This window comes from Yersinia artesiana (assembly GCF_902726545.1).
GTDB classification, from domain to species: domain Bacteria; phylum Pseudomonadota; class Gammaproteobacteria; order Enterobacterales; family Enterobacteriaceae; genus Yersinia; species Yersinia artesiana.
Window position 1 is genome coordinate 1 of the sequence record NZ_CACVAD010000061.1, and the last position, 24,829, is coordinate 24,829.

Here is a 24,829-nt window from a genome sequence, read left to right on the forward strand (position 1 = left end):
ATATTGTACCAGCCAGTTATGCAATAACAGAAAACCAACAGGGAGTGATACTATTACTGCTATGAAGATAGGCATAATGTTTTGTTGTATGAAAAAAACAATATGCGTATAGATTGATCCGCCAATAGACTCCATTATTGCTAGTGTTTTTTCGAGCCGTTTAGTCTCTGAGGTACCTATTATTATCGTACTTATTAAGACTAATATGACTGTAAATAATGTTACTGTGTTTATCGTGTTATACATAAGCATGTTATTACTGTAATATTCTTTATGTAAGCTGTTGACCGATTTTATGTTTTCAGTATTGACATGGTAGCGATTTAATATTTTCTCTACTTTCCCTATGTCTTGAATGTTTTCAAGTTTGACTGCGCCATAGCGCTGTGGACTGTTTTGAATGAGAATAAGTAAGGGGGATGGTGTGTCATCTCGATCTGCCAGATAAAAGTCATCTATTACTTTCAGCACCCTAACTGATTGCTGCGCGTTATTATCATTAATATAAAATTCCGTGTTCAGTATATGGTCATAGGACTGTTGTCCCATTAACGCCATAAACGATTTTGTGACAACAGCATGGTAAACACTGTTATTATCGCTGGATAATAGTGGGGTTTTATCGCCCGCCAGAATATTGATACCCCAAGTATTAATAAAGTTTTTATCAACTTTAAGGATGTTAACTGTAGCTAGTTTGTCTTTTTCTTGCTGCTTATTATGGAATACGGAAATATTATGCCGTGACATGTCAAATGGTCGCCAGTTACTTAAGGAGATATTATTAACGCCAATTGCACTCCTTAATTCATCTTGTAAGTTGTTTATTGCGGTTTTTGATTTTAGTTCATCACTTAGTATAAACGTTATTACATTCTCTTTTTCATAACCAAAGTTGTCATTTTTCATGAAGTGCATCTGTGTCATTATGCCAGCCCACAGGTATATGATGATTCCTGCAATAATGATCTGCATACAGAACATAATACGAGCCATATAGTGCGACTGAGATGATTGTGCAACAATGCTGTGGCTATAGGTATTATTAGGCAAAGTCAGTGTCAGCAAAAAGAGGTAGTGGGCGAGCAAAATAGCTGCATAAGTTAGCGCCGTAGTAATAGACAACGCGGTTGAGAAGTCATGGCTCCCATGCGTAAAGATAAGCTCTCTGGCGTTATCGGAAAATTGCACGAGTGACATCAAAATTAATAGAGCAACTAACAGCACAAATGCAGTTTGTAATGTTGCGATGAAAAATGCTTCTATGATTAGCTGGTAATGTGATGCACCAACGGCTTTTTTAATATAAAAGCTATTTCTTTTTTTTGTATTTATCACATTGTTAATATTAAAGAAGTTCATTGTCGTAGCAAAAAAAACAAATACACCTGAGGCGTATAAAATATTTAAGTATGAGCTTGAAACCACAGTGCTTATTTCATCAGGTAATGCATTGTCGTAATGGATATCAGTAATATTACGTGCAGAAAGCTGAATGAATTCTTCTGGACTAAAAGGGGCACCTGGAAGTTGTGGTGCGTGCTGGATAACGTGAGAATTTAGCTGCTCTGGGGTAGGGATCATCCCTGATTTCATGGTGATAAACGCGTAGGCATGGGTATCATACCAGTCATGTCTTTTATCATGGTAGCCATCTAATATTTCAGGGGCGAATGCGATCATCGCAGTCGTTTTAAAACGGCTGGATGGATTAAATTCAACAACATCTTTAATGAGAAATTGACCTTTATCACCTAAGGTAATGACATGCCCTAGAGGGTTATCCAGATGAAGATATTGTTGGTTAAACTTTGGAGTAATGACAATTTCATTTTTCGCCAGATAAATATTTTTTTGTTGATAAGGATTTAATGTGTTAAAGAACTCGGTGCTAACCGCATAGATATCAATATTTGAATACATCTTATCATTAACGTGTAAATTGGTGAAAATACGTACGATGTAATCAATATTCTTGATGTTTCTATCATTTCTTAATACTGAAATAAGAGGGAAGGGAACTTGTGCTGACTTCACTTCATCTCCGTTAGGTAGATTAAATGATGTTTCTATCCTATATATATCTTTATAGTTACTATTATGTTTTTCAATACGAGAATCTGTTAAATAAAGAAGTAATACAAAAAATAGTGAGATCAATCCAATGGCTGTTATTAGTATTGCTAACAGACTTGATACTGGGCTTAGCTTCAGATCATTGAAAAATTCACTTGTTAGCATGGAAAATATCTCACTGATTTTAATAATGATAGAGTGATAGTGTTATCTGTAATTGATAGCTCTATTTTTTTTGTCGCTACAACTTACTAAACGATAAAAATCACCATGATTAAGATGCTAGTAATAGCATCTTAATCTATTCTAATGAAATGTGTTTTAATGTAACTTATTGTTGTGTAAAGCTTTTTGACCAATTCCATGCGGTGATTTTGTTGTTGAAATTACTGCGGTTTAGATTTTCAATTTCATTGTCATTTATAGAAAACAAATTATTCTTAAATGATTGCTCTAACGATTCTAACTTGGTTTTTAATGCCATTAAATGAGCATTGTTATTTGTTTTTCCATTTGATTGGTTTGAAGTAAGCATATAAACCTCCTTTTAAGTTTCTTCCTTTTTCCTTTTGTTGGTGCTGCTCAGCCTCGGTGAGTATTGAGCCATTTATTTGTAATTCTTTTCTCCGATTTTATCAATGTTTTTTTCATCATGCTTTTTATAATGATTTATTAATTATGTTATTAAATTAAAGGATTATTAGTTATTAGCGTAACGAGAGTAAGCTATATATCTGCTATAAAATAAAAAGCTCCCGAAGGAGCTTTAAGGTTTCTATTATTAAGCGACTGAGTTATATCCGTGAGTGATGTAAGTATTTCGCATGGAAACGCAGATGATCTTCAATAAATGTCGCTATGGTGAAATAGCTATGATCATAGCCCGGCTGAATACGTAGAGTCAGAGGCCAATCACGCTGACGTGCCAATTCAGCTAATTTTGCCGGTTGTAACTGATCGGCAAGAAATTGATCCCCATCTCCCTGATCGACCAATATTGGCAACTGGGTTTGTGTATGTGCCAGTAAATGGCAGCTATCGTATTGTAACCACTGGCTTTCATCTGCACCCAAATAGGCACTAAAAGCTTTGCGACCCCATGGAACCTGACACGGATTAACTATCGGCGCGAAAGCAGAAGCGGATTGATATTGTTGCGGATTACGCAATGCCAACATCAGCGCACCGTGGCCACCCATTGAGTGACCACTGATAGATTGACGATCGCTCACACTGAAATGTTGACGAATCAATGTGGGCAATTCCTGACTGATATAATCGTACATATGAAAATGCTCAGACCAGGGCGCTTGTGTCGCATTCAGGTAGAACCCAGCCCCTTGGCCTAAATCATAGCCGTCATCATTAGGTACCTCATCGCCACGCGGGCTGGTATCTGGCATCACCAGTACCAACCCTAACTCAGCCGCGATCCGCTGTGCGCCTGCTTTCAACGTGAAGTTTTCATCATTACAGGTAAGCCCCGATAGCCAGTAAAGTACCGGCGGCGGGTTATCATCCCGTGGTGGTGGCAGATAGATGCTGAAGGTCATATTGCAATTCAGGCTGCTGGCGGCGTGGCGATAGCGTTGCTGCCATCCACCAAACATCCGGTGCTCTTCGAGAAGTTCAAGTGACGTGTTCATGCGTTGTCTGCCTCCTTGCTTTATTTGTTTTGTAACGTATGTTTCGCGGCAGAATCGCCGAAATGAATCACGGTACGGATAGATTTGCCTTCATGCATCAAATCAAAGGCTTCATTGATTTGATCTAAGCCCATGGTATGAGTGATGAAATCATTTAGAGCAAATTTCCCATCCAGATACTGCTGCACGATACCCGGTAATTCTGAGCGACCTTTGACTCCGCCAAAAGCAGAACCGCGCCAGACTCGGCCTGTCACTAGCTGGAATGGGCGAGTTGAAATTTCTTCACCTGCACCAGCGACACCAATAATAACTGATTCGCCCCAACCTTTATGGCAGCACTCTAAAGCTGAACGCATGACATTGACGTTACCAATACATTCAAATGAGAAATCGACGCCGCCATCGGTCAGCTCGACAATCACATCCTGAATAGGTTTATCATAATCTTTCGGGTTAATCAGGTCAGTCGCACCCAGTTTGCGGGCCAGCTCGAATTTGCTGGTATTGAGATCGATCCCGATAATCCGGCTGGCACCGGCCATTTGTGCACCAATAACCGCAGATAAACCAATGCCACCCAAGCCGAAGATAGCCACGGTATCGCCCGGTTTCACTTTGGCAGTATTGATAACCGCACCCATGCCAGTGGTTACACCACAACCTAACAAACAAACTTCTTCTAATGGCGCTTCTTTATTGATTTTTGCCAGTGATATTTCTGGTACGACGGTCAATTCAGCAAAAGTTGAAGTGCCCATGTAATGGAAAATAGGCTGGCCATTCTTAGAGAAGCGAGTGGTGCCATCGGGCATCAAGCCTTTACCTTGTGTGCTACGAATTGCCTGACACAGGTTAGTTTTGCCGGAGCGACAGAATTTACATTCACCGCATTCAGGTGTGTACAGTGGAATCACGTGATCACCCACTGCGACACTGGTCACGCCTTCGCCAATCGCTTCAACGATCCCGCCACCTTCGTGGCCCAGAATTGCCGGGAATACCCCTTCAGGATCTTTGCCCGATAGGGTATAGGCGTCGGTGTGGCAAACCCCACTGGCGACGATCCGTACCAGTACTTCACCTTTTTGTGGTGGCATCAAATCAACTTCTTCAACGGATAATGGCTGGTTTGGCCCCCATGCGACTGCTGCGCGGGTTTTAATCATCTCCATGGTGTTGCTCCTATAGCTTCTGTGTAATGAGTGTTATATAAATATATTCTTTATGTATCATATATGTTGCTGCTGGTTGTTCTCGATAACAGTAAATGATACTTGTATGAATTATGGTCGGAAACTCTGGCTCTGCCCGCTCAGTTACTGAGTTTCAATTTGTTCAATGATCAGCTCTTTGAGGGCGCGTACGTTGGGGCTAAAGGCATCTTTGCGCCAAATGAGCCAGGTTGCCGTCTCGGCGATATCGGATGGCAGATGATGCACTTTTACCCGCTCGTGACCAGGGAGTAGAGCCAATACCGAATGTGGGATCAGGGCCAACCCCGCACCACTTGCCACACAAGCGAGCATGGCGTGGTAAGACTGGATTTCCATGATATGACCGGGTAAACAGCCAGCCTGACGGAACCAGTTTTCTAACCGCAGCCGGTATGAGCAACTGGGACGAAAGGCAAACAGCGTTTCATCCACGGCATCACGGGCTTGATTAATTGGTAGATGATCCAGACAGGAAATGATAACTAACCGCTCCTCAAAAGAGCGGCAGCCGTGTAGTTCATCATGCTGTACCGGGCCATCAACCAGTGCTGTCGCCAGTGTTCCGGCTCGGACTTGTTCAATAATTTCGCCGGACGTCCCCGTGGTCAGTGACAAAGAGACTTTGGGATAACGCTGGTGATAAGCCGCGAGCAGGTTAGGCAGGCGAGTGGCTGCGGTGCTTTCCATTGAGCCGAGTGGGAAATTACCAGCAGGTTCACCCGCATGAGTAATGCTCATGGCCTCTTCGCTCAGCGCCAGAATACGGTTGGCATAGCAAAGAAAATTATGCCCCATGGGCGACAGGCGCAGGCGCTGCTTTTCACGGATAAACAGGTCGGCCCCCAACTCGATTTCAAGCTGGCGCAGGCGTGTCGTTAAATTTGATGGGACGCGGTGCATCTGCTCCGCTGCTCGGGCAACGGAGCCGGTTTCCGCTACGCAACAAAACATGCGTAGCTGGGTCAGATCCATAGGTATTCTCTTTTTGTGATGAACTTAGTGTGTATTATTCATTTTTTGTGATTCTAATGCTCAGGCATGATATTCGCAACTTTCTTTTAACCGACTGTCCGCGTAATGAGCTGGCAGCAATAGATGGATTGGGCAAATGGCATTAAGAATTGCATTGAGTGGTTTTCTGGCATTAGTGGTGGCGATGGGGATTGGCCGCTTTGCTTTCACCCCCCAAGTGCCGCTGATGATTGCAGAGCATCAATTCACTCTGACCGGGGCAGGGCTGGTTGCGGCGTTTAATTATCTGGGATATTTGTTTGGTGCTTTTGATGCCATGCGGGCCAGTCGCCATGTCGAGCGCCGTTTGTGGTTAGGGGTTTGGGGGGCGGTGACGTTAACTCTGCTATCTGCTGTTGTCGACGGGCCGTGGTGGCATGGTACGGTGCGTTTTGCGATTGGTTGGGCCAGCGGCTGGTCGATGGTGCTGGTTGCGGCCTGGACCAATGAGCGATTGGCTCATTTTGGCCGCCCTGCGCTGAGCGCCGCAGTTTTTGCCGGGCCGGGGGCTGGCATATTCATCAGCGGTATGTTGGCTGTGCTTATCCATAGTTATGGCTTATCGGCAAGTGAGGCCTGGCTGGTGTACGGCGTATTGGCGTTGATTATTATTGCTGCCATCAGTATCAATTTACCACGTAGTGGCGAATTGCACCGTCCCCATATTGCTGCGGTGCCACTGACTTTAACGCCAGCACTGAAGCGGCTGGTGTGGAGCTATAGCCTCGCGGGTTTTGGTTATATTTTACCCGCCACATTTTTATCGCAGATGGCAACATCTCGTTTCCCGGATAGCCTGTTTGCCCAGTTTGTCTGGCCTGTTTTCGGCGGTGCGGCCGTGATTGGCATTACCCTCGGTATTTTGACGCGCCACTGTCTGACATCACAAACCCGACTGGCATTAACCCTATGGGTGCAGGCTTTGGGGGTATTGTGTGCCGAGCTGGTGCCGGGGGTGAGCGGGTTGGTATTAGGTGCTTTATTAACCGGCGGCGGGTTCTTGAGTGTCGTCCAGCTTTCTTTGCAACATGGCCGTGAGTTGGCACCAGAACACACCCGTTATATGGCCGGTTTGCTGACCACCGGCTATGCCATTGGGCAGTTGGTTGGCCCGATATTATCCGCGATTTCGACCGCATTGACTCACCGGTTGGAGCCAGCGTTATATGTAGCCATAGTGGCACTGATTGTTGCTGGCGCTTTGGTGATTAAAACGCCAGCCCGGGCGCGGGAAGCTATCACCGAGCCAGAGGCAACGGTCTCATCATGATAAAAAGAATCGCAGGAAATGAATAACAATATTGATGAATAACAATATTGAATATAAAAACAATCATCGAAGATTAAGAACAATCACTGGATAATCATTTTGCTCTCAACTAAAGTGGGGAGCAAAATCTGAACGTGATCTGCATCATGTTTATTCCGCTCAGATACGTACGCCTGTTGGAGAAAAGAATGTCATCGCTGAGTAAAGAAGCTGAGCTGGTTCATGAAGCACTGCTGGCCCGTGGCCTTGAAACCCCATTGCGCAAACAAGAATTAGATGCCGAAACGCGCAAAACCCGGATTCAGGAACATATGACGCAAGTCATGCAATTGTTGAATCTTGATTTATCTGACGATAGCCTGGCTGATACACCAAGACGTATTGCCAAGATGTATGTCGATGAGATTTTCTCCGGACTGGATTACGAGAATTTCCCTAAAATTACCTTGATCGAAAATAAAATGAAGGTCGATGAAATGGTGACGGTGCGAGATATCACCCTGACCAGTACCTGCGAACATCATTTTGTGACGATTGATGGCAAAGCGACAGTGGCCTATATCCCGAAAGACAGTGTGATTGGTTTATCTAAAATTAACCGTATTGTGCAGTTTTTCGCCCAACGGCCACAAGTACAAGAGCGCCTCACACAGCAAATCCTGTTGGCGTTACAGACCTTGTTAGGGACAAATAATGTCGCAGTTTCCATCGATGCAGTGCATTATTGTGTGAAAGCGCGCGGGATCCGCGATGCGACCAGTGCCACCACCACTACATCATTGGGCGGCTTGTTCAAATCCAGCCAGAATACTCGCCAGGAGTTCCTGCGCGCTGTTCGTCATAATAGCTAACACCACCACGGCTAATTAACCTTTTGCCAGAACGGGCACCAATGGGTGCCCCTATACAGGATGTCGGGTATGCGTCAACGCATCGCAACGTTAGACAGCGCGCGAGGTCTGGCCATTCTTGGCATTCTTCTGCTCAATATTAGTGCTTTCGGCCTTCCCAAGGCTGCTTATCTTAATCCCGCTTATCTTGGTCTTCCCTCAGTGTCTGATAGCTGGACATGGGCCATGCTTGATATTGTCGCGCAAGCCAAGTTCCTGTCTATTTTTGCCATTTTATTTGGTGCGGGCCTTGAGTTGCTGCTTAAACGCGGTAAAGGCTGGATACGAGCGCGGCTTTCCCTCTTATTGTTATTGGGATTAATTCACGGCATTTTCTTCTGGGATGGAGATATTCTCTTAGCCTATGGTTTGATCGGCCTGGTGTGCTGGCGAATGATTCGTGATGCCAAAGATGCCACCAGCTTATTGCGCACCGGGGCAGTGCTTTATTTACTCGGTGTGGCGGTATTATTGCTGCTGGGTTTTGTCACCAGTGGGGAGCCGGGGCGTTTCTGGCAACCGGGGCCGGCTGATTTGCAATATGAGCAATTCTGGAAATTACAGGGCGGGGTTGAAGCCTGGAAAAACCGGCTCGATCTGTTGTCGTCCAATTTGATTGCTATCGGTGCGCAATACGGCTGGGAGCTGGCGGGTTCTATGCTATTTGGTGCCGGGCTGATGCGTTGTGGTTGGTTACGTGGCGAATTCAGTTTGCGTCATTACCGTTTGCTGGCCGCTTGTTTGATACCGTTTTCATTAGTTATTCAAATACCGGGTGTGGCACTGCAATGGATGGTCGGATGGGATTTCCGTTGGAGCGGATTTTTACTACAAGTGCCGCGTGAGCTTGGTGCGCCCTTGCAGGCAATAGGCTATCTGGCCTTACTGTATGGCTTCTGGCCAACATTCTCGAACTGGCGAGTCAGCCATTGGCTGGCACAGGTTGGCCGCATGGCATTGAGCAATTATTTATTGCAGACATTGCTATGTACTCTGATCTTCTATCACTTCGGCCTATATCAGCAGCTAGATCGCTTGCAATTGTTAGCGGTTGTTCCATTCGTCTGGCTGTGTAATATCCTTTTCTCCTTGTTATGGCTGCATTATTTTGCTCAAGGGCCGGTAGAATGGCTGTGGCGCAAGCTGACTGCCTATGCTTGCGGGCAAGCGTTACAACCGCGTAACACCCGATCTTAAAGACGTTTAAAACAGGGCAATGATTGAGCAGTTGCAAATTTGTATGTAAACGTTTTCTTTCTTGTGACGTATTTCACGTGGCAATCTCAACAAACTGGGTAGGATAGGCCACCTGCCATGATCGGTTGTGCTCAATCGATGCATGGCGACTTATTGTCACAGGATAAGGTCATGGCCACTCTGCATTCAACTGGAAACAGTATAACTATTCGTGATGTGGCCTCACGGGCAGGTGTTTCGCTGGCCACCGTATCAAGAGTGCTTAATAACAGCGCCTCTATCCGGCCAGAAACCCGGGCTGCTGTGCTGAAGGCCGTATCAGAACTGGGCTACCGCCCAAATGCCAATGCGCAGGCGTTAGCGACTCAAAGCAGTGATACGGTCGGTGTGGTCGTAATGGATGTGTCAGATCCCTTTTTTGGTGCATTGGTGAAAGCGGTAGACACTGTTGCACAGCGACATCAAAAATATCTGCTAATCGGCAATAGCTATCATCAGGCAGACAAAGAACGCCATGCTATAGAGGTATTGCTACGCCAGCGCTGTAATGCTTTGGTGGTTCATGCTAAAGCCTTGAGTGACGGTGAGTTAATCGCTTTTATAGAGCAAGTCCCAGGTATGGTTCTGATTAATCGGATTATTCCCGGATTTGAGCATCGTTGCGTCGGATTAGACAATGTTAGCGGTGCGCAAATGGCATGCCGGCTGCTGCTTAAGCAAGGCCATCAGCGCATTGGTTTCCTCGGTTCCAATCACCCTATAGATGATGTCATGCAGCGCCAAACCGGTTACCTCAATGCGCTTGAGGGGGCCGGTATCACTGTGCCTGATACCTGGCGTGCCTATGGCTCACCAGATCTGGTCGGAGGGGAGCGGGCCATGATTGACCTGCTAGGGCGCAATTTACAGCTCAGTGCGGTGTTCGCTTATAATGACTCAATGGCAGCTGGCGCATTGGCGGTGCTAAAAGAAAACGGTATCAGTGTCCCTGAGCAGTTTTCACTGGTGGGCTTTGATGATATCCCGATCGCTCGCTATACCAGCCCTCAATTAACCACAGTTCGTTATCCTATTGTTTCTATGGCAACTTTAGCTACTGAGCTGGCACTTGAAGGCGCGAGTCGTGCGCCAGACCCCCATGCGACCTACTGTTTTAATCCGACACTGGTGCCCCGGCATTCTGTCGCAATTTGTGGCGTCGCTCACTAGTTCGGTATTTATTCTTGTGTAACCGTTTTCAATCTGTGAGAAAATTCACAGATTCTTAACAACGGCCCGTCTATGCTCTAGTTGTTTTCTACCTGAATGTATCAATATGTCATCAGTTACCGGATAAAAAAACACACGGTAGCGGGTTTTAGAATAGCGATTTACAAACACAAGTTCCGCAAACGACGAGTTTGTAAATGACATGGTTTTTGACGACTCAGGCAGCTTTTCGGAGTGGAGTGCGCTCAAGGACGAAAGATATTTGTGTCAGCTGCTTTGAACGATGGGTCTTTCTCACGTTAAGGCGATGGTGTTATCACCCTGTACTACCCTACATAAACCCGGAGATACAAATGAATAAGAAGGTTTTCACATTAGCGACTCTGGTTGCCAGCATGATGTTCGGCGCGGCGGCTCAAGCTGATACCCGTATTGGTGTCACTATTTATAAATATGATGACAACTTTATGTCCGTGGTCCGTAAAGCTATTGAGAAAGATGCTAAAGCATCTCCTGATGTCACCTTACTGATGAATGACTCGCAGAATGACCAATCCAAGCAAAACGATCAAATTGACGTGTTGCTGGCTAAAGGCGTAAAAGCGTTGGCAATCAACCTGGTTGACCCAGCGGCAGCGCCAGTGGTTATTGATAAAGCCCGCGCAAACGATGTTCCAATCGTGTTCTATAACAAAGAACCTTCACGCAAAGCACTTGATAGCTACGACAAAGCTTATTATGTCGGTACTGACTCCAAAGAATCTGGCGTTATTCAGGGTGAGTTGATCGCTAAGCATTGGAAAGCCAATCCAAATTGGGATCTGAACAAAGATGGCAAAATTCAATTTGTGCTGTTAAAAGGCGAGCCAGGCCACCCAGATGCTGAAGCCCGTACCACTTATGTCATCAAAACCCTTAACGAGAAAGGCATTCCGACACAGCAGTTGCAGCTAGATACCGCAATGTGGGATACCGCACAGGCTAAAGATAAGATGGATGCCTGGTTATCTGGCCCTAACGCCAACAAAATTGAAGTGGTTATCGCGAACAACGATGCGATGGCAATGGGCGCAGTAGAAGCACTGAAAGCGCATAACAAAACCAGCATTCCAGTCTTTGGTGTTGATGCCTTACCTGAAGCATTAGCTTTGGTGAAATCAGGTCAAATGGCCGGAACAGTTCTGAATGATGCGAATAATCAGGCTAAAGCGACCTTCGATCTGGCTAAAAACCTGGCGGATGGCAAACCTGCCGCTGAAGGTACTAAATGGAAAATCGACAACAAAATCGTACGTATTCCGTATGTAGGTGTTGATAAAGATAACCTGGCTGAATTTACTAAATAACAGCTGATATTTGTTAGATACCCAACAACAACGGGTAGGAAAGAAATATTAACCTTCTGGCCCTGCTACTTAAGTGGGCGTCAAGTGTCGGGGCTGAAGGTTTTCTGTTGCATTGATCCTTATTTTAGAGTGCGCGCTGACAGGTGGGAATTTAATATCCCGCAATTCAGTAGCGATTCTTAGCCAGGTATAACTATGGCCGATATTAATACAGCACAACCTCGCGAGTGGTTGCTGGAAATGAGCAATATTAATAAATCATTTCCTGGCGTAAAGGCGTTAGATAACGTAAATCTTAAAGTGCGACCAAATTCGATCCATGCGTTAATGGGGGAGAATGGTGCAGGTAAGTCAACGCTATTAAAATGTCTGTTTGGTATCTATAAAAAAGACTCCGGGAGTATTATCTTTCAGGGGCAAGAAATAGAATTTAAAAGCTCTAAAGAAGCATTAGAACATGGTGTTTCGATGGTGCATCAGGAATTAAACCTGGTATTGCAACGCACCGTAATGGATAACATGTGGCTGGGGCGTTACCCAACCAAAGGTTTCTTTGTCGATCAAGATAAAATGTACAAAGACACCAAAGCTATCTTCGATGAATTGGATATTGATATTGATCCACGCGATAAAGTTGCCACTTTATCGGTATCCCAAATGCAAATGATCGAGATTGCTAAAGCTTTTTCTTACAATGCAAAAATCGTCATTATGGATGAGCCAACTTCTTCATTAACTGAGAAAGAAGTTAATCATCTATTTACCATTATCCGCAAATTGAAAGAGCGCGGCTGTGGAATTGTTTATATCTCCCACAAGATGGAAGAGATATTCCAGTTGTGTGATGAAATCACTATTTTGCGTGATGGTCAGTGGATTGCCACCCAGCCACTGGAAGGGCTGACCATGGATCAAATTATCTCCATGATGGTCGGACGTTCACTGAGTCAGCGTTTCCCAGACCGCCTTAACAAACCTGGTGAAGTGATTCTGGAAGTGAAGAATCTAACCTCACTGCGTCAGCCTTCAATCCGTGATGTCTCCTTTGACCTGCATAAAGGTGAGATTCTGGGGATTGCCGGATTGGTGGGTGCTAAGCGCACCGATATTGTGGAGACATTATTTGGTATCCGCGAAAAAGTAGCTGGTACGATTAAATTGCATGGTAAGAGTATTAATAACCACAGCGCTAATGAAGCTATTAATCACGGTTTTGCATTAGTGACGGAAGAGCGCCGCTCAACCGGGATTTATGCATATCTTGATGTAGGCTTTAATTCCCTGATTTCTAATATTCGTAACTATAAAAATAAATTGGGGCTGCTGGATAATACCCGCATGAAGAGCGATACCCAATGGGTTATCGATGCTATGCGAGTCAAAACGCCCGGTCATCGCACCAGTATTGGTTCTTTATCGGGTGGGAATCAGCAGAAAGTCATTATTGGCCGTTGGCTATTAACTCAACCAGAAATATTAATGTTGGATGAGCCGACTCGGGGGATTGATGTCGGTGCTAAGTTTGAAATCTATCAGTTAATGACTGAACTAGCGAAGAAAGACAAAGGAATTATTATTATTTCCTCTGAAATGCCTGAGCTATTAGGGATCACTGACAGAATTTTAGTAATGAGTAATGGTCAGGTTGCGGGAATTGTTGAAACCAAACAAACCACGCAAAATGAAATATTACGTCTTGCATCCTTGCATCTCTAATCCAGTCGAAGGTTCTTATTATGAATGCGTTAAATAAGAAAAGCATGCTCACTTACCTTAAAGAGAGCGGGATTTACGTCGTATTATTCGTATTACTGGCAATAATTATTGTCAAGGACCCGACATTTTTAAGCCTGATGAACTTAAGTAATATTCTAACCCAATCTTCTGTGCGTATTATTATCGCGCTCGGTGTTGCGGGGCTGATTGTGACTCAAGGTACCGACCTGTCAGCGGGTCGTCAGGTGGGGTTAGCGGCGGTGGTGGCGGCAACGATGCTGCAAGCCATGGATAACGTTAATAAAGTTTTCCCAGATTTGCAGACTGTCCCTATCCCAATCGTTATCTTAACCGTGTGTTTGATTGGCGCAATTATCGGTTTGGTCAACGGTATTATCATTGCTTATCTGAATGTGACACCATTTATTACCACATTGGGCACCATGATTATTGTTTACGGGATTAACTCCCTGTATTACGACTTCGTGGGCGCATCACCGATTGCTGGTTTTGACCCTGCATTCTCAACCTTTGCACAAGGGTTCTTGCGATTTGGTGATTTCAAACTCTCTTACATTACCTTTTATGCATTGATTGCTATCGGTTTTGTTTGGGTGCTGTGGAATAAAACACGCTTTGGTAAAAATATTTTCGCCATCGGCGGTAACCCAGAGGCTGCAAAAGTTTCTGGTGTGAATGTGCCACTAAACTTAATCATGATTTATGCACTGTCTGGTGTGTTCTATGCATTCGGCGGGATGTTGGAAGCCGGCCGTATCGGTAGTGCGACGAATAACCTGGGCTTTATGTATGAGTTAGATGCGATCGCCGCTTGCGTAGTGGGCGGGGTATCCTTCAGTGGTGGTGTCGGTACTGTTATCGGTGTTGTGACCGGGGTTATCATCTTTACCGTAATTAACTACGGGTTGACTTATATCGGTGTGAACCCGTACTGGCAGTACATTATTAAAGGTGCGATCATTATCTTTGCGGTAGCTCTGGATTCACTGAAATACGCCAAGAAAAAATAATCGACTATTGGTAGTAAAAATAGAAGCCAGTTTGGGACTAAAACCAGACTGGCTTTTTTATATTGATGCCAGAGTTCGGTGTTGGGAGTAATTGCTATAAATAATAACGATGTGTATTTCATCATATAATTACGGCGATATTTTCCGTGAATGAGACGTGATTGCAATAGAGTAACATCCCGCAATTTAGCTGGAATCGTTTATTAATCCGAATCAAGCTTATCGTGGGTTAATATATATTTTTTCATTTCAATACCTTAAAGCAGCTATCATCCATTTTTTGGGCTTAATTACTTTGGCCATAAGATGCTGGGCGTATTGAAACTGCACAATGTCAGAGTGATATTTTCACTGACAGTAACCTTAAACTGTTACGACAATATGGCCGGTATTACTGGCATCGTCGTCGCATTGATTTTGCCAGAGAAATCCATACTGGGAGAACAGTCATGCATGAGATTACCTTGTGCCAAAATGCTATTGCCATGACTGCCAACAGGCGGTTAATTTGCTCAGCAGCAAAGTGACTCGCTGTCCGTTGTGTGCGGGTAGCCATTTACGTATTGGGGCGCCTGATGATGGCGTGATGATTAAGCGCTTGGAGGTGGGATGAAATTATTTTTTTATGCCGTGACACTGCGGGAGCCAAATAATGTGTATAAGTATTCCCGGACAAATTGTCGCGTTAGATGATATTCAACCGGATACGGCCTGGGTGGATGTCTGTGGCGTGCGCCGTTCGGTCAATATTATGCTGGTGGCTGCGGATGAGCAAGTGAGTGCAGCATTAATCGGTTATTGGGTTTTAGTGCATGTGGGGTTCGCCACGAGTACCCTCCGGCAGTTTGCAGGCTAATCGAATCGAGGCCGACTCGCTACCTGCTCGACAGCCCCTTTCACCGCGTCCATGCGGCCTGCAATCTTTGTCGGCAATATTCCTGATTGCGCTTAACTGCAAAACCAAAACCAAAAACAAATTCAAAATCATGGTGCTGGTGCTGGTGCTGGTTTTTTCGCTTTTTCTTCTGCCAGCCGGTGTTCCAATTCAAGCAGTTGATCAGGGGATACGGCGGGGTAACCTTGCGCATCATCCGGTATCACGTGTACTGCCGGAATAGGGATTAATGGCCCCAGGAAGCGTGGCTCGCGTTTCATAATATAGAGATCTGATAGTGCGCCGAGGCGGGCAAAGATCTCTCGTACCCGAACATTGAGCATATCTTTGGGAGACGGTACAGCAAAACACTGCGCTTGAATTCCCATATGCATCGCGATAAACAACGCCCGTTCGCAATGGAAACGTTGGGTAATGATAATAAAATCATTGGTATCAAATACTTTTCGCGTGCGCACAATAGAATCTAATGTGCGAAAACCGGCATAGTCCAACACGATATCAGAGGGCGCGACACCCGCGGCAATCAAGTCACGGCGCATGGTCATTGGCTCGTTATAACTGTGTAGCGCATTGTCACCACTCAGCAGTAAGTAACTGACTTTGCCACTGTTATAGGCGTTTAGCGCCCCCTGGATGCGGTATTGATAAAACTGATTTATACCACCGGTTTTATAATACTTAGCTGTGCCTAATACCACACCAACCTGCCGGTGCGGTAAGTCTTGCAGTTCATCGTAGATAAAAGGGGCTGTTTTCCAGCTGATCCAGCGATCGAGCACAATAGCTGTCACTATCAGCAACCCTGCGATGATAATTAAGCTAATAATCAGGCGTTTCCACATTCTCTGGCCTTTGATGCATTCAATTCACTGGTGATATTGCAAGGCTACTGTACCCGCCGATATCATGCCAATAGTTTCTTCTTATTATATTAATGATTGAGAGGGGGCTGATGACCGGAGAGTGAGTCTATAACCGGCCTGAGCAGCAGCGCAGGCCGGATAATAACTAGAACGAGGTGCGTTTGTAAGTCCGATACTGTGGCTGCCAATAGTTGTGCTCAATGGCTTTAGCTAATGCTTCCTCAGACGTGACAATCGCGACTCCTTGCAACTGCGCGGCTTTACCTACTTGCATGGCGATAGTTTTTGACACCGCCTGAATATCGTCGATATTGGGCAGTAATGCTCCTTCACCGTTGCGTGCCAGTGGTGAACATTCGGCTAATGCGCGACTGGCGGCCATCAGCATGCCATCGGTGACACGTTTGGCACCGGATGCCAGCACCCCCAAACCAATGCCGGGGAAGATATAAGAGTTATTGCATTGTGCAATCGGATACAGTTTCTCTTTATAACTGACCGGTGAGAAGGGGCTGCCTGTTGCGACCAGTGCTGCGCCATCCGTCCAGTGAATAATATCTTCTGGCCGCGCTTCTACCCGTGATGTTGGGTTCGATAATGGCATCACTATCGGGCGCGCACAGTGCTTGTGCATTTCGCGGATTAACTCTTCGGTAAATAACCCCGGCTGACCAGAAACCCCAATCAGCACGGTGGGTTTGGCATTACGGACCACATCCTGCAATGAGATTGAATCACTGGTCAGATTCCAGCTTTGTAACGCATCACTTTTTTGCACCAATTTACTTTGGAAATCCAACAAATTAGGTAGTTTGTCAGTCAACAGACCGAAACGATCGACCATAAAAACACGCGCCCGAGCTTGTTCTTCACTCAGACCTTCCGAAATCATCTGCGCAATGATTTGTTCAGCAATGCCACAACCGGCGGAACCTGCGCCGAGGAAGGTAACAGTTTGGTCGCGCAACTGGCTGCCAGCGGCATGACTTGCCGCAATCAGGCTGCCCAATGTGACCGCCGCGGTGCCCTGAATATCATCATTGAAGCAGCACAGCTCATCACGGTAGCGGTTGAGCAGCGGTGTCGCGTTGTTCTGAGCAAAATCTTCAAACTGCAACAATACATTCGGCCAGCGGCGTTTGACTGCCTGAATGAATTCATCAACAAAGGCATAATATTCGTCGCCGGAAATACGCGGGTGACGCCAGCCCATATACAGCGGGTCGTTCAGACGTTGCGGGTTGTTAGTACCCACATCCAATACTACTGGCAAGGTATACGCCGGACTAATACCACCGCAGGCGGTATACAGTGACAGTTTGCCAATAGGAATACCCATGCCGCCGATACCTTGGTCGCCAAGGCCGAGAATGCGTTCGCCGTCAGTGACCACGATAACTTTCACATTTTGCTTGGTGGCATTTTGCAGCATGTCATCAATGTGTTCGCGGTTCGGATAAGAGATAAATAACCCGCGCGCGCGGCGATAGATGTCGGAGAAGTGTTCACAAGCTTCGCCGACCGTCGGGGTGTAAATAATGGGCATCATCTCGCTGAGATGCGCTTCCAGCAGGCGGTAAAACAGGGTCTCATTGGTATCTTGAATATTACGCAGATAAATATGCTTATCGTCGTCGTTCTTAAAATCCTGATACTGACGATATGCTCGCTCAGCCTGTTCTTCTATAGTTTCAACCGCTTCCGGCAATAAGCCGTGTAAATTGAAGTGGCTGCGCTCATCATTGGTGAAGGCGCTACCTTTGTTCAACAAAGGGAATTCTAATAGGATCGGGCCAGCGTAGGGGATGTACAGGGGGCGTTTACTTTCGTATTCAAGTTCCATGAGTTTTTACTCTTATGACTTCAGGGCTGGATAGTAATTGTTACCCTCGATCCTAAAAGATAAGAAAAATATGTACAGCTTTTGTTAGTTAAATATGTCGGTTAGCAGTAAAAGTGCGAGTTGGCAGGCATATTTAACTGTTGATGGTGCAAACGTGTTTTTGGCAGTGGGGTTAACGGTGTAACCCCGAGTTCGGTTTTATCTGTTTAAAATGTCACGCATTTTACATCGCTACAACCCAAAGCGGCTAGCGTTGCTTGGGTTGCATCCCACTGAGTCAGCATGGGTTGACTGCCTTCAGCCAGCACTGCGCGGCGAATAGCACCACAATCTTTGCCAGCGAGGTTGGTCATAATCAATGCCGCTTGCAGCGGTGGCAGGCTTGGGTTGAACGCGGCATTTTCAGCATAGCGTCCGGTATAAATAGTGCCGTCGGCGGTTTCCAATGCCACACCGCTATGAGAATTGCTGTAAGGTGCATGGCTGTGGTTTGCGCCCTCAAGTGCTGCCTGAGTCAGGGCATCCGTTTCAGCAATCTTATAGCCGTGATCGACAGGATCCATCAGCAGAGTGGTGATATCCAAATCTTTCGGGCCGAAAGAGTCTGGCAAATATTGCCCCAGTGTTGAAGCAGGGCGGCCCGGTAGATGGATATGCAGGCCGGTTCCGCTGTTCAGTTCATTCATAAACTGGCGGCAATGACCGCACGGCGTGTAATTGACGGTAATCGAAACCAAACTGGCTTCATTGCGCAACCAGGCATGGGTGACGGCACATTGTTCGGCGTGGATGGTTTGTTGCAATGGGGCGCCACTGAACTCCATATTGGCACCGAAATAGAGATTGCCGCTGATACCGCGCGCAATGGCTCCGACCTTGAAATGAGAGACGGGCGTCAATGCACAAGCGGCGGCCAGTGGTAGCAACGCAAATGCCAGCGCATCATCATCTAACCCGCTGATACTCTTCACTGCTTTCACTTGATCTGCTGTCAGCATGGCAGGGAAATCGTTTGCGCTCATGATAGGTTCAAGTGCGGATTGCAGCGAGGCGGGCAACGTAGCCCAAGCGTCATGAAAACGTGCTTGCATAGGGTTCTCTCCAATAGTTACGGGAAACTATTTTAGGTAGCTTGGGGTTTGCTTGATGTGATTTAGATCTCGTTATATATGAAATTTATGCAAGTAAAATCTCAAATGAGAGATGTATCTCAAATTTATACTGCAATATTAGCCAAGCCCTTCGGACTTAGCTGAATAAATGTAGCAGCACGGGGAATAAGAACGGCGCCAGCAGTGAGGTGATAATCCCACAAATTACCAAGGCCAGTGAGCTGAACGCACCTTCCTGAAAATCCAACTCAGCACAACGGGCGGTACCCAGGGCATGCGATGCAGTTCCCATAGCCAATCCACGTGAGGCTTTAGTGGTTATTTTTAACAAATTCAATAAGCTGTGACCAAACACTGCCCCCAGAATCCCGACAAAAATAACGCACACGGCACTGATGGCGGGTAAACCATGGATGGACTCAGCTACCGCCATGGCAATTGGCGTGGTGACGGATTTAGGCAGTACCGAAGCGGCAATTTCAGGGGTTGCGCCCATCCACAGAGCCACAGCAGTGCCACTGACCATAGCGGTGATACTGCCGATAAAACAGATACTAATGATTGATTTCCAGCGCGCGCGAATTTGATGCAACTGCTCATACAGCGGGAAGGCCAACGCCACCACGGCCGGCTGCAACAGGTCGTTTAGCACTTTGCTGCCAGCGAAATAGTTGGCATAAGGCATATGTGTCACTAATAACAATGGAATGATAACAACCATTGATATAAGCAAAGGGTTCAGCAACGGCATTTTCAGCCAGCGAGCCAAACGGCGTGCACTGAAGAACACGATGAGTGTTAGTGGCAGTGACCACCATAAGTTACTGATCATTTGTCCTCCTCGGTGTGAGTGGGAGAACCAATCACCTTGCGCTCACGATGGACATAATGTGAGCTATAAGCCACCACCAACATCACAATCAGGGTACTAACAAAGCAGGAAACCACAATAGGGCCAAATTGCTTGGTGAGTTGGTCATAATATTGCATGACGCCAACACCGATTGGCACAAACAGCAGCGCCATGTAACGAATGAGCAGGTGACAACCGGGCTTTACCCACGTCGAAGGCAAAATTTGTGAGGAAAGCAGGGCAAACAAAATCAGCATTCCGAGAATGCTACCGGGGATGGTTATGGGTAGCAGTAAGGCCACGGCCTTACCTGCCCATAAGCACAGATAGATAATGGCGAAAGCTCGCAGATACTGCCAGCAAAGTGAAGTCACATTGCGCATAAAAAGAGTCCTGAGTAACGGAATGCATTCATCATACAATTAACGCTAACACTGTGCTAGTTATCACACTATGAATAATTTTAATGGAATTATGCCAATTACGACTCGTCTTGCAACTGAGAGGGTTGATGGGCTGGCGATTTGGCTAATTGGTAGCCACGATAGAAAAATACCAGCCCCAAAATAGCCGCCACAATCAACATGTAGAACATCATCTCGGGTGCGGTGTAGGCTAACAGGAAACCGCAGAGTACCGGATTCGCAGCACCGCCTAACTGACCGAGGTTCTGTACCCCATAGTAACTGCCTTTGAGATTCGCGGGGGCAATAAAATCGATAAACAGATATTCGACCGGAATAACAATAATCTCACCCAATGAGAAAATCGCCATCGCTAGCATCCACACAGGGATTGACTGTTGCGCGGCCATAAAGCCGAACAAACCAATAATAAAAAACAGAGTGCCTAGCATTAGCCAGCGCATTAAGTTCTGTTGATTCATACGGCGGCTTAACAGGTATTGTAAGGTAATCACAATAGTTGCATTGACCGTCATCACCGCGCCAATCACCTGATAGGCAAATTTGGCATCAGAAACAGTAATCAGGTATTGAGATAAATAGCCGGAGAACTGACCAAAGACAATGGCACTGAGCATGCTGCCGACGGTGAAATAGATCAGCCGTTTGTCATGGCGCAAAATACGAAACGTTTGGCGGAAATCTGGCACAGACTCCGTCTGTGTATGCTCCGCGACCGACATATCGGTACTGTCGATTCTGAATTTCAGTGTAATGGCAACCAACAACGCTAGTATGCCCGAAATGATAAAGGGGACTTGCGGCCCCATACTGACCACCAAAACTCCCAGCCCTGGGCCGACCGCCCAGCCGACATTGACCAATGTGTAGTTGGCTGAGAAGGCTTTGATTCGCTCGTTGACCGGCAACCATTCGGCAAAACAGGCTTTAATGGCGATGCCATAGACTGAGTATGCTGAATGCAACAATGCCAAAATCAGGATAATCCACGCCGGATGTTCAATCCACGGCAAGGTAAAAAAGGTGGCAGAGAACAGGGTGATAGCCAGCAAAATCAACTGCTTTTTATTGAATTTATCCACCAGATAGCCACCATACAGACTGGTGAAAATACCCAAGGTCAAACTCGCCCCTAAGACCAGTCCAACCTTGTCTGGCGCTAGTTGAAAGTGTTCGGCCAAATAGATAGTAATAAATGGCAGCGTTACGGCCCGGCCAATGGTTAACACCAGCGAGGCAATCAGCAGGTTAGTGACACGCGATGGAAATCCTTTCATGGTATTTTCTTATTTTTAATTATGGGTAATAAGTTGTTTCTATGCGGATTGTTGCCAATAAAAAGAGTGACACGCACAGCATTACGACAGCAGCTCAGCCAATTACAGTAGACTATTGCAGGAGTGAAAGAGAGGGGGTGGAGGAAATTTTTTTGCAAATAGCAGATCGACCTGAATCGACCTGCCATTAATAGACTATTAACCTAAATATTCGATGATAGATAGCCCGCCATTATAATCAGTGCTGTAGATAATCCCTTGCGCATCAACAAACACATCACATGACTGAATAACTTGTGGGCGACCAGGTCGTTTATCCATCATTTTTTCCGGTGCGGCAGGTACTAAAGCGCCCGTTTCCTTCGGCTGATACGGGTTGCTGATATCATAAGCCCGAACCCCCGCATTCTGGTAAGTGGCAAAAATCAGCGATGAACTGATAAAACTGCCAGGGCGGTTTTCATGCAGATTATGTGGGCCAAAATGTGCGCCTTTTTTTACATAATCTCGCTCATCAGGCACGGGGAAGGTTGAGATACTCATCGGATTGCTCGGATCACGAATATCAAATACCCAAATATGTTTCTCGCCATCCTCTTGGTTATCCAGTACTGCTTCATCCAGCACCACCAGTAAGTCGCGATCTGGCAAGGGAAGCGCGGTATGAGTCCCGCCGCCAAAAGGGGGGCTCCAGTTGCGATGACTGATTAGTTTTGGCTCAGTGCGGTCGCTGACATCTAATAGTGTCAGGCCACCATCACGCCAACTGCCGTAAGCTGTATCACCACTGATAATGGCATGGTGCAATGCATAGCGCTTACCTTCAGGCCAGCTTGCTTGCTCGCCCGCAGCGGTATGCATACCGGGTAATGCATAACGCCCGGCAACCTGTGGCTTTTGCGGGTCGGCCAGGTCGATGGTCAGAAAGATATAATCACTGTAGCCGTCGAGCAGCGCAGAAACATAGGCCCAGCGCCCACCAACATACCAAATACGGTGGATGCCGATACCATCGAGCGGCAGGAAACTTATCTCGCGGGGCTTGTCCGGTAGCGAAATATCAAAAATACGTAAACCGGCACTCCAACTACGGCCTTCTTGCCGGGTACTGACCGTTTGAGCCACCGAGCGGGTGTAATACACTTTTTCTTCGGCAAAACTAGCGTCAGCAAACAAGTCACGGGCATTAATGACCAGTAGCAGGTCATCATGAGCTTGTAAGTGTACATTCCACGTATTGGGTGGCGCGGCGATAAAACCCGCCGGACGTGGATTTTTTGCATCTCGTACATCAATAATTGAAACGCCTTGCGACACCATATGGCCGACATAGGCAAAACCACGATGCACCATCACCTGCACGCCATCGGGCTTTCCACCTTGGTCACTGTGACCAATCAGCCGCATATTGCGGCTGTATTCAGGTGTTGGCAAGACTCCTTGCGCTGCCATTTATTTCACTCCAAATCAATTTTTCGCATGGGTCTTTAATGACGCATTACTGACCATTTTTGGCGGCAAGGGTCGCAAACCAAGGTGAGTTGAAATCATCTGACTGGCCCCAGCCAGGGATGATTTTACTCAAACCGGATACATTAACCGGGCCAGGTTGGCTCGCCAGCAGGGCTTGTGGAATAGCAGCGGCACGGAATTCATAACTGGCAGGTGTTTCTTCGCCGGCAATTTTCTTGGCAATCAGGCGTAAGTTAACGGTACCAATGAGCTTAGGATCGACCGCAACGCTGACTTTCCATGGGCTATTTGCTTCGCGCATCAGTTGCAAATCCTGATTCGAGATATCAATACTGTACAATTTGATCTCGGTACGACCATTCTCTTGCAAGGCTTTATAAGCACCTTGAGTAAAGGCATCCCAGGTTCCCCAAATTGCATCGATTTTCCCTTTCGGGTATTTCGCCAAAACTGCCCCGACTTTATTCGCGGTATCGCCTTGAACATCGGATGAAACAGCACCAATAGATTCCAGTTCGGTAATGCCCGGATTTTGTTTCAGCAGTGCTTGATAAGCGGCCTGACGACGTTCCATCGGTGGGAAACCGGCGACCCAGAGCTTGATAATATTCGCTTTACCATTGAAGTCCTTGACCAACTGACCGAAGGATTCATTAGTCAGTGAGGCATCATCTTGTTGAGTGACGGTCAGACCGGGGATATCACCCTGGATGGCGGTATCAAATACAGACACGGCGATGCCGCTCGCCGCAATGCGTTTTACCAGTTCAGTCGAGTAGGGGTCGCGGCCTTGGGACAAAATAATCCCGTCGTATTTCTGGCTGATAGCCTGATTAACAAAGTCCTGAAAACGCGCGTCATCGCCGTTGCTTAAGAAAGTATCGACTTTGAAACCCAGTTTTTTTCCTTCTTTCAAGACACCAGATAGGAATTGAGTGGTGTTGTCGTCGGAACCTAAATTACGGATCACCGCAATTTTAATTTGCCCTTGATGATTGGCAATGGCATCAGGAATAGGGGCTACCGTGGCGGTGTCCGCAGCGAATACTGGCAGTGCTGTCAGCAGGCTCAGGGCCAGTAATGGGGAAGCAATTTTTTTCATCCGGAACTCCGTCATGGTGTTGATAAGTTATGCAATGTATAGGGTGCTATCGTTGTTATGGCTATCTTTGTGTCTAGACGTCTATCTGTCTCTGTACAGCATCATAACCATAACTATTTTGATAAGGAATTAACTTTGTTATGAATTTTTGGATCGCGTTATATCTTTTAGTTTGGATAGCTTAAATAAGCAGCACAGTGCAAGGGGATGGTGAGTATCATGAGAGCAAATGGATCTAATAACCTTTTTATTTTAGTGGTTTTGTTTCGGAGGAACTTTATAACCTTATTTTTATTGAGACAAATATCAGTAATAATATTTTATTTCGCTGCTTATGCAGTCCTGATATCCTAAATAGGATTGAGTCATAAAAA

Annotated in this window: 20 protein-coding genes and 2 pseudogenes; 9 read left to right on the forward strand and 13 right to left on the reverse strand. The window is 46.2% G+C overall.

The annotated features are described in order from the left end of the window. From darB to ptrR, 5 genes are all read right to left on the reverse strand, one after another. A partial coding sequence (gene darB, locus HU019_RS17455) for a darobactin export ABC transporter permease subunit (RefSeq protein ID WP_174850505.1) occupies window positions 1-2,241 on the reverse strand: 2,241 nt, incomplete at its 3' end. 166 nt (window positions 2,242-2,407) lie between these two features. After that, window positions 2,408-2,611 carry a darobactin family peptide antibiotic gene (gene darA / locus HU019_RS17460; RefSeq protein ID WP_174849873.1) on the reverse strand — a complete coding sequence of 68 codons (204 nt, stop codon included), beginning with the start codon at window positions 2,609-2,611 and terminating at the stop codon, window positions 2,408-2,410. A 259-nt stretch (window positions 2,612-2,870) separates the two neighbouring features. Further along, a complete protein-coding gene (gene fghA, locus HU019_RS17465) occupies window positions 2,871-3,722 on the reverse strand; it encodes an S-formylglutathione hydrolase (RefSeq protein WP_174849874.1) in 852 nt (283 codons plus the stop codon). A gap of 20 nt (window positions 3,723-3,742) precedes the next feature. Then, on the reverse strand, window positions 3,743-4,897 hold the full coding sequence (locus HU019_RS17470; protein WP_174849875.1) for an S-(hydroxymethyl)glutathione dehydrogenase/class III alcohol dehydrogenase: 1,155 nt from the start codon (window positions 4,895-4,897) through the stop codon (window positions 3,743-3,745). Between the two features lie 144 nt (window positions 4,898-5,041). Further along, window positions 5,042-5,911 (reverse strand): putrescine utilization regulator PtrR, encoded by an 870-nt coding sequence (gene ptrR / locus HU019_RS17475; protein ID WP_174849876.1) that lies wholly within the window; start codon window positions 5,909-5,911, stop codon window positions 5,042-5,044. Between the two features lie 136 nt (window positions 5,912-6,047). Here ptrR and HU019_RS17480 point away from each other — a divergent pair, with 136 nt between their 5' ends. The 9 genes and pseudogenes from HU019_RS17480 to HU019_RS17515 all read left to right on the forward strand — a co-directional run. Beyond that, entirely contained in the window at window positions 6,048-7,220 is a 1,173-nt protein-coding gene (locus tag HU019_RS17480) for a YbfB/YjiJ family MFS transporter (RefSeq protein WP_174849877.1), read from the forward strand. Window positions 7,221-7,408: 188 nt separating this feature from the next. Beyond that, on the forward strand, window positions 7,409-8,071 hold the full coding sequence (folE, locus tag HU019_RS17485) for a GTP cyclohydrolase I FolE (protein WP_025377748.1): 663 nt from the start codon (window positions 7,409-7,411) through the stop codon (window positions 8,069-8,071). A 69-nt stretch (window positions 8,072-8,140) separates the two neighbouring features. Then, window positions 8,141-9,307, forward strand: a complete 1,167-nt coding sequence (yeiB, locus tag HU019_RS17490; RefSeq protein WP_174849878.1) for a DUF418 domain-containing protein YeiB — start codon at window positions 8,141-8,143, stop codon at window positions 9,305-9,307. Between the two features lie 171 nt (window positions 9,308-9,478). Further along, a complete protein-coding gene (gene galS / locus HU019_RS17495) occupies window positions 9,479-10,516 on the forward strand; it encodes an HTH-type transcriptional regulator GalS (protein WP_174849879.1) in 1,038 nt (345 codons plus the stop codon). A 353-nt stretch (window positions 10,517-10,869) separates the two neighbouring features. After that, complete coding sequence (gene mglB / locus HU019_RS17500; RefSeq protein WP_019081044.1) at window positions 10,870-11,862, forward strand: galactose/glucose ABC transporter substrate-binding protein MglB; 993 nt, start codon at window positions 10,870-10,872, stop codon at window positions 11,860-11,862. 195 nt (window positions 11,863-12,057) lie between these two features. Beyond that, on the forward strand, window positions 12,058-13,578 hold the full coding sequence (gene mglA, locus HU019_RS17505; protein ID WP_174849880.1) for a galactose/methyl galactoside ABC transporter ATP-binding protein MglA: 1,521 nt from the start codon (window positions 12,058-12,060) through the stop codon (window positions 13,576-13,578). Window positions 13,579-13,598: 20 nt separating this feature from the next. Continuing rightward, window positions 13,599-14,609, forward strand: coding sequence for a galactose/methyl galactoside ABC transporter permease MglC (gene mglC / locus HU019_RS17510; protein ID WP_004388732.1), 1,011 nt, complete (start codon window positions 13,599-13,601; stop codon window positions 14,607-14,609). 478 nt (window positions 14,610-15,087) lie between these two features. Then, a pseudogene (hypA, locus tag HU019_RS20360) lies at window positions 15,088-15,222 on the forward strand (hydrogenase maturation nickel metallochaperone HypA); the annotation flags it as partial. 39 nt (window positions 15,223-15,261) lie between these two features. After that, window positions 15,262-15,447, forward strand: a pseudogene (locus HU019_RS17515) (HypC/HybG/HupF family hydrogenase formation chaperone); the annotation flags it as partial. A gap of 146 nt (window positions 15,448-15,593) precedes the next feature. Here HU019_RS17515 and sanA read toward each other — a convergent pair. The 8 genes from sanA to HU019_RS17555 all read right to left on the reverse strand — a co-directional run bounded on the left by sanA (window position 15,594) and on the right by HU019_RS17555 (window position 24,455). Then, a complete protein-coding gene (gene sanA, locus HU019_RS17520; RefSeq protein ID WP_174849882.1) occupies window positions 15,594-16,349 on the reverse strand; it encodes an outer membrane permeability protein SanA in 756 nt (251 codons plus the stop codon). A gap of 166 nt (window positions 16,350-16,515) precedes the next feature. After that, window positions 16,516-18,213, reverse strand: coding sequence for an NAD-dependent malic enzyme (locus HU019_RS17525; protein ID WP_174849883.1), 1,698 nt, complete (start codon window positions 18,211-18,213; stop codon window positions 16,516-16,518). A gap of 206 nt (window positions 18,214-18,419) precedes the next feature. Beyond that, window positions 18,420-19,304 carry a cytidine deaminase gene (cdd, locus tag HU019_RS17530; protein WP_174849884.1) on the reverse strand — a complete coding sequence of 295 codons (885 nt, stop codon included), beginning with the start codon at window positions 19,302-19,304 and terminating at the stop codon, window positions 18,420-18,422. A gap of 157 nt (window positions 19,305-19,461) precedes the next feature. After that, window positions 19,462-20,157, reverse strand: a complete 696-nt coding sequence (locus tag HU019_RS17535; protein ID WP_174849885.1) for a CidB/LrgB family autolysis modulator — start codon at window positions 20,155-20,157, stop codon at window positions 19,462-19,464. Further along, window positions 20,154-20,561 carry a CidA/LrgA family protein gene (locus HU019_RS17540; RefSeq protein ID WP_050075214.1) on the reverse strand — a complete coding sequence of 136 codons (408 nt, stop codon included), beginning with the start codon at window positions 20,559-20,561 and terminating at the stop codon, window positions 20,154-20,156. The genes HU019_RS17535 and HU019_RS17540 overlap by 4 nt, the downstream gene beginning before the upstream one ends. 98 nt (window positions 20,562-20,659) lie before the next feature. Further along, window positions 20,660-21,880: an MFS transporter gene (locus HU019_RS17545; RefSeq protein ID WP_174849886.1), complete on the reverse strand. Its 1,221-nt coding sequence runs from the start codon at window positions 21,878-21,880 to the stop codon at window positions 20,660-20,662. Between the two features lie 198 nt (window positions 21,881-22,078). Then, window positions 22,079-23,332, reverse strand: a complete 1,254-nt coding sequence (locus HU019_RS17550) for an LVIVD repeat-containing protein (protein ID WP_174849887.1) — start codon at window positions 23,330-23,332, stop codon at window positions 22,079-22,081. A gap of 46 nt (window positions 23,333-23,378) precedes the next feature. After that, window positions 23,379-24,455: a sugar ABC transporter substrate-binding protein gene (locus HU019_RS17555; protein WP_174849888.1), complete on the reverse strand. Its 1,077-nt coding sequence runs from the start codon at window positions 24,453-24,455 to the stop codon at window positions 23,379-23,381. Between the last annotated feature and the right edge of the window lie 374 nt (window positions 24,456-24,829).

What these genes read in the sequence shown, in the direction of transcription:
- cdd (WP_174849884.1), bottom strand. Translation starts at nt 19,304, where the DNA reads ATGCAAGCACGTTTTCATGACGCTTGGGCTACGTTGCCCGCCTCGCTG.
- mglC (WP_004388732.1), top strand. Translation starts at nt 13,599, where the DNA reads ATGAATGCGTTAAATAAGAAAAGCATGCTCACTTACCTTAAAGAGAGC.
- HU019_RS17550 (WP_174849887.1), bottom strand. Translation starts at nt 23,332, where the DNA reads ATGGCAGCGCAAGGAGTCTTGCCAACACCTGAATACAGCCGCAATATG.
- fghA (WP_174849874.1), bottom strand. Translation starts at nt 3,722, where the DNA reads ATGAACACGTCACTTGAACTTCTCGAAGAGCACCGGATGTTTGGTGGA.
- HU019_RS17535 (WP_174849885.1), bottom strand. Translation starts at nt 20,157, where the DNA reads ATGATCAGTAACTTATGGTGGTCACTGCCACTAACACTCATCGTGTTC.
- HU019_RS17525 (WP_174849883.1), bottom strand. Translation starts at nt 18,213, where the DNA reads ATGGAACTTGAATACGAAAGTAAACGCCCCCTGTACATCCCCTACGCT.
- darA (WP_174849873.1), bottom strand. Translation starts at nt 2,611, where the DNA reads ATGCTTACTTCAAACCAATCAAATGGAAAAACAAATAACAATGCTCAT.
- folE (WP_025377748.1), top strand. Translation starts at nt 7,409, where the DNA reads ATGTCATCGCTGAGTAAAGAAGCTGAGCTGGTTCATGAAGCACTGCTG.
- HU019_RS17470 (WP_174849875.1), bottom strand. Translation starts at nt 4,897, where the DNA reads ATGGAGATGATTAAAACCCGCGCAGCAGTCGCATGGGGGCCAAACCAG.
- HU019_RS17545 (WP_174849886.1), bottom strand. Translation starts at nt 21,880, where the DNA reads ATGAAAGGATTTCCATCGCGTGTCACTAACCTGCTGATTGCCTCGCTG.
- HU019_RS17480 (WP_174849877.1), top strand. Translation starts at nt 6,048, where the DNA reads ATGGCATTAAGAATTGCATTGAGTGGTTTTCTGGCATTAGTGGTGGCG.
- sanA (WP_174849882.1), bottom strand. Translation starts at nt 16,349, where the DNA reads ATGTGGAAACGCCTGATTATTAGCTTAATTATCATCGCAGGGTTGCTG.
- yeiB (WP_174849878.1), top strand. Translation starts at nt 8,141, where the DNA reads ATGCGTCAACGCATCGCAACGTTAGACAGCGCGCGAGGTCTGGCCATT.
- galS (WP_174849879.1), top strand. Translation starts at nt 9,479, where the DNA reads ATGGCCACTCTGCATTCAACTGGAAACAGTATAACTATTCGTGATGTG.
- HU019_RS17540 (WP_050075214.1), bottom strand. Translation starts at nt 20,561, where the DNA reads ATGCGCAATGTGACTTCACTTTGCTGGCAGTATCTGCGAGCTTTCGCC.
- ptrR (WP_174849876.1), bottom strand. Translation starts at nt 5,911, where the DNA reads ATGGATCTGACCCAGCTACGCATGTTTTGTTGCGTAGCGGAAACCGGC.
- mglB (WP_019081044.1), top strand. Translation starts at nt 10,870, where the DNA reads ATGAATAAGAAGGTTTTCACATTAGCGACTCTGGTTGCCAGCATGATG.
- HU019_RS17555 (WP_174849888.1), bottom strand. Translation starts at nt 24,455, where the DNA reads ATGAAAAAAATTGCTTCCCCATTACTGGCCCTGAGCCTGCTGACAGCA.
- mglA (WP_174849880.1), top strand. Translation starts at nt 12,058, where the DNA reads ATGGCCGATATTAATACAGCACAACCTCGCGAGTGGTTGCTGGAAATG.